9 protein-coding genes are annotated in these 12996 nt (G+C 50.1%); all 9 read left to right on the top strand.

The window, feature by feature from the left end:
- Positions 1–58: 58 nt before the first annotated feature.
- The 9 genes from VMX96_09560 (at position 59) to VMX96_09520 (ending at position 12645) form a co-directional block, all read left to right on the top strand.
- Positions 59–727, top strand: a complete 669-nt coding sequence (locus VMX96_09560) for a response regulator transcription factor (protein ID HUU64145.1) — start codon at positions 59–61, stop codon at positions 725–727.
- A gap of 228 nt (positions 728–955) precedes the next feature.
- Entirely contained in the window at positions 956–2044 is a 1089-nt protein-coding gene (carA, locus tag VMX96_09555) for a glutamine-hydrolyzing carbamoyl-phosphate synthase small subunit (protein HUU64144.1), read from the top strand.
- A gap of 102 nt (positions 2045–2146) precedes the next feature.
- Positions 2147–5455 carry a carbamoyl-phosphate synthase large subunit gene (gene carB, locus VMX96_09550; protein HUU64143.1) on the top strand — a complete coding sequence of 1103 codons (3309 nt, stop codon included), beginning with the start codon at positions 2147–2149 and terminating at the stop codon, positions 5453–5455.
- Between the two features lie 84 nt (positions 5456–5539).
- Positions 5540–7129: an asparagine synthase B gene (asnB, locus tag VMX96_09545; GenBank protein HUU64142.1), complete on the top strand. Its 1590-nt coding sequence runs from the start codon at positions 5540–5542 to the stop codon at positions 7127–7129.
- 242 nt (positions 7130–7371) lie between these two features.
- Complete coding sequence (locus tag VMX96_09540; protein HUU64141.1) at positions 7372–8595, top strand: ammonium transporter; 1224 nt, start codon at positions 7372–7374, stop codon at positions 8593–8595.
- Positions 8592–8930, top strand: coding sequence for a P-II family nitrogen regulator (locus VMX96_09535; protein HUU64140.1), 339 nt, complete (start codon positions 8592–8594; stop codon positions 8928–8930). The genes VMX96_09540 and VMX96_09535 overlap by 4 nt, the downstream gene beginning before the upstream one ends.
- A 31-nt stretch (positions 8931–8961) precedes the next feature.
- Entirely contained in the window at positions 8962–10305 is a 1344-nt protein-coding gene (locus VMX96_09530; protein ID HUU64139.1) for a glutamine synthetase family protein, read from the top strand.
- A gap of 49 nt (positions 10306–10354) precedes the next feature.
- The gene (locus VMX96_09525) at positions 10355–10723 is read left to right on the top strand and encodes a hypothetical protein (GenBank protein ID HUU64138.1); all 369 of its coding nucleotides are present in this window, start codon (positions 10355–10357) and stop codon (positions 10721–10723) included.
- Between the two features lie 185 nt (positions 10724–10908).
- Positions 10909–12645 carry an NAD+ synthase gene (locus VMX96_09520; protein ID HUU64137.1) on the top strand — a complete coding sequence of 579 codons (1737 nt, stop codon included), beginning with the start codon at positions 10909–10911 and terminating at the stop codon, positions 12643–12645.
- Positions 12646–12996 lie beyond the last annotated feature (351 nt).

Below are 12996 nucleotides of genomic sequence, written 5' to 3'. Positions count from 1 at the left end.
AAATAAGCTGATAAAGTGCTTCTGGCAGATAGCTAAATAGTCTAATAGGTGACTTGTCTTGCTCAGTATAGCCGTGGTGAGTGAAGAAACCGAGCAAATAAACAGACTTAGTGCAGGTCTCACAGCAAAAGGTCTGTACTGTTCAGTTGTTCACGAAAGAGAAAGTGGAAAAATCACTGAGCGAGCTCCAGATCTGGTACTTGTAGTTATAGATGACCTACCCACTGATTCGGCAGTATGGCGCCTACTACAGGAAATCAAGCAAGAATGGCATCTGCCTGTAATTGCCCTCCTTTCAAATAAGGCACTTCACAATCTCGATCCTTCAATAAGCATAGATGATTTCGTTGTCGAGCCATGGGATGCAGATGAGGTGGCAGTAAGGACGAAGAGGATCCTTCAGATAACTAAAAATGGAGACGACACGGAGTTAATTAAGTGCGACGACCTGACGATAGACATAGCAAGGTGTCAGGTATGCGTCGGTGGCAGACCGGTCATTCTAACATTCAAGGAGTACCAGCTATTGAGGTTCCTCGCAAGTAACAGAGGCAAAGTATTCAATCGTGATGCCCTGCTCAATAAGGTGTGGGGATATGATTACTTCGGCGGCGATCGAACAGTGGACGTGCACATAAGGAGGTTGAGGAGCAAGCTCGATGATGCCCCCCATACCTTTATCGAGACTGTAAGAAACATTGGCTACCGTTTCCGGGAGGAGCTTTAAGCATTTGTGTGGTATCGTCGCGGTATTTAGTGACAATGTCGACCGATAGGCAGTACACCTGTATGCTATGCCAAATAGGCTAGCCGACTGTGGCACTATTATTCATCGAGATGAGGCCTTATTTTATACTACCACCACCCCAAGGTAGTAATTGGCATCATTATTTGGGAGAAATCCCCGAAACGCTGCGGAATTTAAGAAATGTAAATAATACAAAGGGGCTCTACACTGAATGCAGTTAATAAAAAAGCCATACTGGTACTAGAGGATGAGTCAGTATTTGAGGGATACTCCTTCGGTGCTGATGCTTCCGCCTATGGCGAGGTTGTATTCAATACTAGTATGACCGGATACCAAGAGATGCTCACCGACCCCTCCTACGCTGGACAGATAGTCGTTCCCACATATCCCCTTATCGGTAACTACGGCATCAATTCAGAGGATGCACAGTCAAATCGAATCCAGGTGAGCGGCTTCGTGGTGCGGGAAGAGTGCCACATGCCTAGCCACTCACGGAGCGTCTCCACCCTGCACGAATATATGCGCTCAAGCAGCATCCCCGGCCTCGCCGGTGTCGATACCCGAGCCATTACACGTCGCCTGCGCTCAGCGGGTGTGATGATGGGAATGATAACACAGAAGCCTCCCGATGAGGTACTGGAGAGACTTTCGAAGCTACCCCGCTACGACGACACCGACTTTGTGAAGCGGGTAACCACCAATAAAATCTATAAGTGGGGCGAATCGCCTGGGCAGGAGCCTCTCTATCACATCGTGGTCGTCGACTGCGGGGTTAAGTTTAATATCATGCGCTACCTGAGCAAGCTGGGCTGTACCTGCACTGTAGTGCCCTCGACCACCTTGGCAGAAGACATTCTCGCCATGAAGCCCGATGGTATCTTGCTATCCCCTGGACCGGGCGACCCGGCGATTCCCTATCTTGAGGAAACGGTACGCAATCTTATCGGTAAGAAGCCGATCATGGGTATCTGCCTGGGGCATCAGCTCATCGGACGTGCCCTGGGGGCCAAGACTTTCAAACTGAAATTCGGGCATAGAGGGGGCAACCACCCCGTCCGCGATCTGCACACTGGTCGTATTTATATAACCGCCCAGAATCACGGATATGCGTTAGATGCGGACAGTATAAAAGGAGGACTAGAGATAAGTCACATCAATAACAACGACGGTACTGTGGAGGGGGTGAGGCACTGCGAGATCCCTCTACTGTCGATTCAGTATCACTCTGAGGCCTCACCCGGCCCGAAGGACACGGTCAGCTCCTTTGAACGCTTTGTGGAGATGGTGAGAGGGTGAAGTAAATATTCGCAATACAGACAGTAAATATAGAACTTGCAATAATGGATGGTCTGATGATCGCTTCCTTATTATCAAGCTTAACTGATATAAAGTAAAGAAATGCTCAAAATCTCCAAAGTACTCGTAATAGGGTCCGGGCCTATCATCATCGGGCAGGCGGCGGAGTTCGACTACGCCGGCACCCAGGCATGTAAAGCGCTCCGTGAAGAGGGCGTTATCTCGGTACTGGTCAACTCCAACCCAGCTACTATCATGACCGATGAGGGCATCGCCGATATCGTTTATATCGAGCCACTCACTGTAGAGGTGTTAGAACGAATAATCAAACGGGAGCACCCCGACGGTCTTCTGCCCACTCTGGGTGGGCAGACCGGGCTTAATCTCGCCGTTGACCTGGCCAATGCCGGCGTTCTCGATAAATACAATGTTCGCTCACTGGGTACCCCCATCGATACCATCCGCAGAGCGGAAGACCGCGGACTCTTCAAGAGGATGCTTTCCGAGATCGGTGAGCCAGTCCCCGAGAGCGCCATAGCCTCTTCGATGAAGGAGTCGCTAGAAGCAGCTAAGACAATCGGCTTGCCGGTGGTGATTCGCCCCGCCTACACATTGGGCGGCACCGGTGGTGGCCATGCCACCACCATGGAGGAGTTCAAGCGTATCGCCTCCGGTGGACTGGCGGTCAGCCCGCTTCATCAGATCCTGGTGGAGAAAAGCGTAGCCGGCTGGAAGGAGATCGAGTATGAGGTGATGCGAGACGGGGCGGATAACTGCATAACCGTATGTAATATGGAGAACATCGACCCCATGGGGGTACACACCGGCGATAGCATAGTGGTCGCCCCATCCCAGACCCTCACCGATAATGAATACCATATGCTGCGTTCGGCGAGCCTCAATATCATTCGCTCATTGGGCATCGAGGGGGGATGTAATATCCAATACGCCCTCGCTCCCCACAAGATAGTAGCGGAGTATTGGCCGCCAGGTGGTAGCGGTGAACTCCCTTTAAAGAACGGCTGCCCTCCCTACTATGTTATCGAGGTCAACCCGCGGGTTAGTCGAAGCTCAGCCCTGGCCTCGAAAGCAACAGGCTACCCCATCGCCCGCGTCGCCGCCAAGATAGCGGTGGGTAGGCGACTAGATGAGATCGTGAATCGGGTCACCGGTAAAACTATGGCCGCCTTCGAGCCAGCGCTGGACTACTGTGTGGTCAAGATTCCCCGTTGGCCCTTCGATAAGTTCGCCGCAGGCGATCGCGTCCTCGGCACCCAGATGAAGGCCACGGGCGAGGTAATGGCAATTGACCGCACCTTTGAGGCAGCTCTCCAGAAAGCGGTGCGATCTCTGGAAATTGGTAATAAGTCTCTCCTCTGGGAGGACCCGTACTGGGATGGGAGCAATTTTTCACTAGTGCCCAGTGACCTTCGTCTTTGGGGCGTCATGGCACTATTGAGAAAGGGATTAAGCCCTGAGGAGCTATCGCGGGAAACGGGTATCGACCCCTGGTTTACCTATAAGCTTCGCAACATCGTACAGATGGAGCAGCGTCTCCTCTCTGAGATGTTGACACCTGAGCTCCTATGGGAAGCTAAACGTCTGGGATTTTCTGATGAACAGGTCGGCACTCTGGCCGACCGGATGCCGGAGCAGGTACGAGACCTGCGCCACAACTGGCAAATCATCCCCGTCTATAAGATGGTGGACACCTGCGCTGCCGAATTTGCCGCCGAGACCGCTTACTTCTATAGTACCTATGAACTGGAAAACGAGGCTGAGCCCCTTGCTGGAAACAAGGCAGTAGTTATTGGCTCGGGCCCCATCCGCATCGGGCAGGGCATCGAGTTCGATTACAGCAGTGTTCATGCCGCCTGGGCTCTTCATGAGACAGGCTTTAAGAGCATCATCATCAATTCCAACCCGGAGACCGTCTCCACTGACTTCGATACCTCAGACCGCCTTTACTTCGAGGCCCTGGACGAGGAGAGTGTGCGTGACATCCTGGAGAATGAAGGGGGGGATGTCCTTGCCGCTCCCTCTATCGTTCAATTTGGCGGGCAAACGGCAATTAACCTGGCAGAACCGCTGTATAGAAGCGGCATGCCTATCCTTGGCTCCACTTCCGAGGCTATTGACCTAGCGGAGGACCGAGAGCGCTTCGAGAATCTTATGAACCAGTTGGGAATTCCTCAGCCTCCAGGGGGTGCGGTCACCACCATCGAGCAGGCGCTTAATGTGGCCAAGCTTATTGGTTACCCCGTGCTGGTTCGCCCCAGCTACGTGCTCGGCGGCCGCGCTATGGAGATTGTACAAAACGCCAGCGAGTTGGTTCACTATATGAACCAGGCTATCGAGCTGGACTCCAGACACCCCGTGCTTATCGATAAGTACCTGGAAGGCAAGGAGGTGGAGGTAGATGCTACCTGCGATGGGGAGCGGGTGCTCATCCCCGGGATCATGGAACATATCGAGCGGGCGGGTGTGCACAGCGGGGATTCCATTGCTGTCTACCCCGGCTTGAACCTGACGGACGAGGAAGTGGACACCATCGTCGACTACTCCATCCAGATCGGCCTGGCACTTAATGTTATAGGGCTGATGAATATTCAGTATGTAATTATGGCCAAGGATGATGGCGGATCAGCGGTCTACGTTCTTGAGGTGAATCCCCGGGCAAGTAGAACTATTCCCTTTATCAGCAAGGTAACCGGGGTGCCCATGGTACGGGTGGCCACCAAGGTAATGCTGGGGCAGAGCCTCAAGCAGCAGGGCTATGATACAGGACTATGGCCAACGCAACAGCTGGTTGCCATTAAAGCACCAGTCTTCTCCATGTCCAAGCTGAGCGGTGTGGATACTTACCTCGGTCCTGAGATGAAATCTACGGGCGAGGTGATGGGGGTGGATTACACATTTGATGCTGCCCTGGCAAAGGCGCTGCTCGCCGCCGATATAATGCTCTCTTCGAAGGGATCGCTCCTGCTCAGCATTGCCGATAAGAATAAACCGGAAGCCTTGCCCATTATCAAGCAGCTGTCCGTGCTCGGCTTCAAGCTCTATGCTACCGAGGGAACGGCGGCAATGATTCGGGGGATGGGAATCCCGGTAACCTTTATTAGCAAAAAGCTAAGTGAGGGGCACCCCAACATCGTGGACATGATTCGCGATGGCACCTTGGACGGGGTGGTCAATACGCTCACCGGTGAGCGGGGCCCGTTAAGCGATGGCTTTGAGATTCGACGCGCCGCGGTGGAGAAGCAGATCCCCTGCTTCACCTCAATTGATACCATAAGGGCTGTAGTGGAGGTATTGCTGAGTGACGAGCAAACCTTCTCGGTCAAGCCGCTGAAGGAATATTTAACCGCCAGTGGTGGTAGCACGAGTAAAGCACATCTTTCAGTTATTTGAAATGGTTTAACCAGGCAGCGAAGCATTGCACTGGTAATAAGATTGAGCTGAAATAGATACCGGCGCTCAAAGAAAGGTTTTTTAATGTGCGGAATTGCAGGATGTTTTGGAATAAAGGATACAAAGACAATCAATCGTATGCTGGATGCTCTGCCACACCGGGGACCGAATGATCGCGGCATTCATACCTTTAACGATGTGGTTTTCGGTCATACCAGGCTATCGATTGTCGATGTGGCCAGTGGTCATCAGCCGATTCTGGCCAACGATGGGAGAACAGGGATCATCTGCAACGGAGAAATCTATAATTTTCAGGATCTGAGAGATAAGCTCATTTTAAAATATGAGTTCAAGACGAAATCGGATACAGAGACAATACTTCACCTCTATCAGGATGTCGGGCCTGAATGCGTTAAACAACTGGACGGGATGTTCGCTTTTGCTATCTTCAATGGTGACGATTTTATGTTAGCACGCGATCCTATTGGAATTAAACCGCTCTACTATGGTTATGTAGGCGACAGACTGTACTTCACGTCTGAGCTGGGAGCTATGACCCTGGCCGGTGTGGACGAGTGCCACGAGTTTCCTGCCGGGCATTACTACACCCCCAAAGAAGGATTTGTGCAGTACTATGAGATCCCAAAGGTTCAAGACCATCTTTTGACCGATATAGATGAAACCTGCAATTTGATTCGGGAAACCTTCATCCGGGCAGTAAAGAAAAGGCTGCTGTCAGACACGGAGATCCACGTTGGCGCTTTCTGTAGCGGAGGCATAGATAGCAGCCTGGTTGCTGCCATTGCAGCCGAAGAGATCCCCCATCTCCACACTTTCGTAGTTGGAATGCGGGATGAATCTGGAGATGAGAGCGATGACCTCAAGGCCTCTCGCATTGCAGCAGAACATATCGGGTCGAAGCATCACGAATTGCACTTTACTGAGGAGGAATATTACGAAGCACTACCGACCGTAATAAGGAAGCTGGAAAGCTACGATCCATCCCTCGTACGTTGCGCTGTTCCCTGCTACTTTACATGCAAGCTGGCCGCTGATTACGTTACAGTGGTTCTCACTGGAGAGGGAGCGGATGAGCTCTTTACCGGCTATCACTACATGAAACACTATCCCATTGATGTTCTTAACAAAGAAGCCAGGCGTTGCATTGGCAATCTCCATAACATCAATCTGCAACGAGCAGATAGGATGGGGATGTACTTCAGTCTAGAGTTAAGGGTTCCTTTCCTCGATGTGGAAATGATTGAGCTTGCTGTGAAGATCCCTCCCGATCTCAAGATCCGCGAGTCAGAATATACCGGAGATAAAATCGAGAAATGGATTCTGCGCAAGGCCTTTGAGGTAACTGGATACCTACCTGAAGAGATATTGTGGCGCTACAAGGTCCAGTATACCCAGGGAGCAGGCTGTGAGGACCTTGGAGAGAAACTAGCTCACCGAGAGATGAGCGACGACGAATGCGAGCGCATTGTAGCAGAGAATCCACAGGCAACGATAAACAGCAAAGAGGCGGCTTATTACTTTAAAATCTTCCGGCAGTTCCACCCTCAAAACTCTGTACTTAGCTCAATCGGTATCTGGACCGGTTTTGACTTCGAAGAGGAGAGAGAGAAGGTAAGAGGAACTGTGGACGGCGATTTATCACATATTCATTAAAAGTAAACTCGCCCTCTATTTGACTAGAATAGCCAAATCAATGTGTTGACCACAATTCGTGTTATATATCCTGCACAGTATTCCACTATATTAAATGTGATATCCCCCCACGCACTGCGACGAAATACCAGCAATTGTTAACACAACTGTAACATGGCTGCAATCTTCTGGTAACAATACCCGTTTATTATGTATCTTAGAAACCTGATTTAAGATACATCCAGGATATAGAAAACAACATGATAAACGCTGGAGATACAGCCTGGATAATGATCTCAGCAGCCCTGGTAATGCTAATGATACCGGGCTTAGCTCTATTCTACGGAGGGATGGTAAGAAGGAAGAATGTGCTCTCCACTCTCATGATGAGCTTCATACTTCTCGGTCTAATCGGCATCCTCTGGGTGTTTTATGGCTACAGTTTGGGCTTTGGACCCGATCTCGGCGGCATAATCGGGAAACTAGATTGGATTGGCCTTAGAGGCGTCGGGCAGGAGCCCTCCGATATCTATGCCTCAACAGTCCCCCATCTCTCCTTCATGATATTCCAGGCTATGTTTGCCATTATTACCGTTGCCTTATGGACAGGCGCTGTAGTAGAGAGGATTAAATTCAGTGCCTTCCTCGTTCTCGCGGTCATATGGTTCACCGTAGTCTACTGTCCCGTGGCACACTGGGTGTGGGGCGATGGAGGCTGGCTCGCAAATTTAGGGGCGCTTGATTTTGCCGGTGGCACTGTTGTACACATAACCGCTGGCATGTCAGCGTTAGCCCTCGCGCTGCTACTCGGTCACCGCAAGGGATTCAATGAAGGGGAGCCGATGGAGCCACATAACATCCCCATGGTGGTGCTGGGTGCTGGCCTTCTATGGTTCGGCTGGTTTGGCTTCAACGGAGGTAGCGCCCTCACCTCAGGAGGACTGGCGGCCAACGCTTTTGTTACCACAACTGTAGCTGCAGCGGCCGCAACTATAACATGGATGACCCTTAGCTGGATTAATAGACGTCCATCCGCTCTCGGTGTTGCTACTGGCGCCGTAGCCGGGTTGGTAGCCATCACACCTGCTGCTGGCTTTGTGGAGCCCATTATGGCAATCCCGATTGGCGTTGGCGCAGCAGTGGTGTGTTACTACTGTATGCTATTCAGGATTAAAAGACGGATAGATGAATCACTAGATGTTTGGGCAGTACACGGCATGGGCGGTATGTGGGGTGCCCTGGCAACCGGTATCTTTGCGACGGCGGCTGTTGGCGGAGCTGACGGTCTGATCGGCGGTAATGCTATGCAGCTTGCCAAGCAGCTTGCTGCAGTAGGCGCAGTTGGAGGATTTGCCTTCGCTGCTACCTGGGTTTTGGGCAAGATAGTCAAGGAAACTATAGGGCTCCGAGTAAAAACTGATGAGGAGATAGTGGGATTGGACATAGCCCAGCATGGTGAAAGAGCATATGGGGGCACGATGCCATGAAGAAGATAGAAGCAATTATAAGACCCGAGAAGCTGGGACTTGTAAGAGCTGCCTTAGATGAACTCGGCATACGTGGAATGACGGTTACGGAAGTTAGTGGCCGCGGCCGCCAGAGCGGAATCACTTTGCAGTGGAGGGTTGGGGAATATAAGGTGGAGTTTTTACCCAAAATAAAGATTGAAATAGTAGTCCTCGACGAAGATCTCGGCAAGGCAATTCACGCCATAATTAGAACAGCTAAGACAGGAGAAAGGGGTGATGGTAAAATATTTGTGCTACCAGTAGAGAATGCCGTCCGCATTAGGACAGGTGATGAAGGAGAAAGCGCCATCTGAAGTAGAAGTAAATTAAAAAAGGAGGTTTGAAATGGCGACTAAGAGCAGGAACGAGAGCAAAGAATACGTCCTTAACATGGCAAAGGAGCACGATGTAAAATTTATCAGGCTCTGGTTCACAGATATCCTGGGCATGCTCAAGAGCTTTGCCATCACCGTGGAGGAACTGGAGGGCGCCCTGGAAGAAGGGATGGGTTTTGACGGCTCCTCCATTCAGGGGTTTGCCCGCATCGATGAGAGCGATATGGTGGCTCTACCAGATCCGGATACCTTCCAGTTGCTTCCATGGCGTCCCAAGGAGCACCATGCTGTAGCCCGAATGTTTTGCGACATTCTGAGACCTGGTGGTGAGCCTTTCGAAGGCGACCCTAGATATGTACTGAAGGGAAACCTGAAGCGGGCAGCGGATATGGGTTACACATTCTATGTAGGGCCTGAGCTGGAGTACTTCTACTTTCAGGACTCTAAGGGAACCGAGCCCCTGGATAAGGGGGGATATTTTGATATGACCCCTCTCGACACCGCTACTGACCTGAGAAGGGAAACGGTCCTCACCTTGGAGGAGATGGGCATAGGGGTGGAGTATTCTCACCACGAGGTTGCCGCCAGCCAGCATGAGATCGATATGAGGTACACCGACGCCCTTACCATGGCCGACAGCGTGATGACCTATCGCTTGGTAGTCAAGCAGATTGCCCTAAGCCACGGCGTCTACGCTACCTTCATGCCCAAACCTGTTTACGGCATAAATGGCAGTGGCATGCACGTGCATCAATCGCTGTTTAGTGGCGACAGGAACGCCTTTTTCAACAAGGATGATAAGTATCATCTCTCCAAGATAGGCAAGTGCTACATAGCCGGGCTGCTAAACCACGCACCGGAGATTACCTCCATCACTAACCAGTGGGTTAATTCCTATAAGCGCCTGCTCCCTGGCTATGAGGCGCCAGTATATCTTTCGTGGGCACGGCGGAACCGCGCTGACCTGATTAGGGTTCCAGAGTATAAGCCGGGAAAGGAGAAAGCCACCAGGGTGGAATTTAGGTCACCTGACCCTGCCTGCAACCCCTACCTTACATTCAGCGTGATGCTGGCCGCTGGGCTGGAGGGAGTCGAGAAGGAATACGAAGTTCCGGATCCTGTAGAAGAAAACGTGTATGAGATGACTGAGGAAGAAAGGCAGAGAAGGAATATCGGAACCCTGCCTGGCAGTCTATTAGAGGCTATCAAACTTACAGAAGAGAGCGAGGTGGTACGAAAGGCTCTTGGTGACCACGTATTCGATGCCTTTATCAAGAACAAGAAGATCGAGTGGGACATGTACCGGGCTCAGGTGACCGATTATGAACTCAACAGATACTTACCTATCTTGTAGTATAATGTAAAATAGAGCATCAAGAATGCGCTTAATAAAGGAGGTAGTGATGTCATATGATTGGGGACCACATTATATTGTTCCTTCCGAGGTTCTGAGAAGCTATTCTGGTAATGTTGCGCTTCGGGAAAACTTTGATGAAGATCTTCTAGGTAAGGAGTTGGAGGAACTAAGTATCTCCGGATCTATTACGAAAATAACCAATCCCTGGTACTATCGTAAGAAAAACACAGATACCTGGATCAAGATTGGTGAGTCTAATGACAGACACGAGGATTTCCGCACCAGGTGGGATACAACTCATTTTGAAAACGGCAAATATGAGGTAATGGGGTTAATGCACGTCTTCATCAAGAAGGACGGTGAAGAAATAGCCATTGCCCGTCAGAATGTAGTGGAGGTAACTGTCGAGAATTGACCTATAGCATTTGGCAACAGTGTACATGACGTTATTCAGCAGTGACCACACTGCAATATTAGATAGTACGGACAGTCTATTAGTCATTTAAGGGATGCTCACCCGAAATGTGGGGGTGAGCTATTTAGCTGTGCATAATGCCAAAACACTCAGCAAGTAAATCTCGCTTAGCAGGTGAAAAAGGCATGCGGCCGCTGCGCATTGGTATGGCACAGATAAACACCACTGTAGGTGACTTCAAAGGAAATACGAAGAAAATCCTTGAATATACCGCCAAAGCCAAATCATTGGAAACTAATTTACTTACTTTCCCTGAGCTAGCTATTTGCGGGTATCCACCAGAGGATCTTCTGCTTAAGCCACATTTCATTGAGGAAAATCTAAGGTGCCTTGAACTAATAGTCGAACATTCCTCAGGAATCACAATCGTAGTTGGTTTCGTAGACGCTAAGGCTGACATCTATAATGCCGCCGCGGTCATCCACGATGGCAAGGTTGCTGGTGTGTATCACAAAATATACCTTCCTAACTACGGAGTCTTCGATGAGAATCGATACTTCCAGGCTGGAACGGAATGTCCATTCTACATCATTGCAGGCGTTGGTATTGGTGTAAATATCTGTGAGGATATCTGGTACGAGGCTGGCCCATCCACTACGCAGGCCTACTCTGGGGCTGAGGTAATAGTGAATATTAGTGCCTCGCCATACCATTTCGGCAGGGGAGATTTTAGAGAAAAGATGCTAGGAACGCGTGCCACGGATAATATAGCCATCATAGCCTTTAATAACTTGGTGGGGGGGCAAGACGAACTGGTCTTTGACGGAAATAGTATGGTGTTGGATGAGAAAGGGCATCTGATTGCACGAGGTAGACAATTCGAGGAAGATCTCGTAGTGGCCGATCTCGACATCGAGGCTGTCTTTCGTACACGCCTCCACGATCCCCGGTGGAGAAAAGAGACGCTATTGCTGGAAGAGCGTCGGTGGCACGTAACCAAATTGGTGGTATCCGAAGCGCCTTCTGCTGCTCCCAAACAACCTCTGCCACTCAGGCAATATAAGATAGGCGGCTATCCGGGAGAGATCTACGATGCGCTAGTGCTGGGTACAAGAGACTATGTAATTAATAATGGTTTCGATAAGGTACTGATTGGGCTATCTGGAGGTATCGATTCCAGCTTGGTAGCAGCCGTTGCAGTAGATGCTCTCGGGCCTTCAAACGTGGTTGGTGTAGCCATGCCTTCGAGATACTCTTCTACTGCGAGTTTATCAGACGCTGAATTGCTAGTCCAGAACCTGGGTATAGAGCTCTTGACTATCCCCATTGAGCCAGTTTTTCAAGCCTATATAGACGCACTGGCCTCATCATTTAAAGGTGGTGAGCCCAATGTGGCTGAAGAGAATATCCAAGCCCGTATCAGAGGCAATATCCTAATGGCACTATCAAATAAATTCGGCTGGCTAGTTTTAACGACTGGTAATAAGAGCGAAATTGCAACTGGTTATACAACATTGTATGGGGACATGGCAGGTGGCTTTGCAGTAATCAAGGATGTACCCAAAACCATGGTCTACCAACTCGCCAGCTACCGAAACTCGCTGGTGGGATCTGAACTGATACCATATACTGTAATACAGAAGCCACCATCAGCAGAGCTGAGGCCGGAACAGAAAGACACTGACTCGCTACCTGCGTATAACCTGCTGGATCCCGTCTTGACTGCTTATGTCGAAGAGGATAAAAGCGTGGAGCAAATTATCAATATGGGATTCGATGAGGAGATTGTGAAGCAAGCAGCACGATTGGTAGACAATAGCGAATATAAGCGCCGCCAGGCACCGCCAGGCATCAAGATAACCCCTAGGGCCTTTGGTCGTGACAGGAGACTACCTATTACGAATCGCTTCAAAGGCTTATGAGCCCATTTAAGACGCGGATTAACTAGATGCTTACCTGATAATATTTCGTCATTTTAAATTGGGCTGTGTGAGATATAAATCAAGTATCAAGATTTATGATACTTGATTTATTAGTAAAAAATCCTTCAATAACTAACTCTTGATCTTATAATTAGAGCAGGCCTCGATATCTCAGGGCCTGCTCAATCGACAATATATCCAGTTTAGCCTTCGAGAATCGCCATTGCTTCTTCCCTGTAGGCATCCATTAGATAGGGTATTCCGGTAACATTGGCACACTCTTCGGTCAGGGACATAAGCTCGCGCCGGGTAATCGCAGGCACGCTGAAGCATCTTGCACCTGCCATTAAC

The organism is Dehalococcoidia bacterium (assembly GCA_035528575.1).
Taxonomy (GTDB): domain Bacteria; phylum Chloroflexota; class Dehalococcoidia; order E44-bin15; family E44-bin15; genus DATKYK01.
The sequence above is the reverse complement of the archived record's forward strand: the minus strand, read 5'-3'. Positions and strand labels throughout refer to the sequence as shown.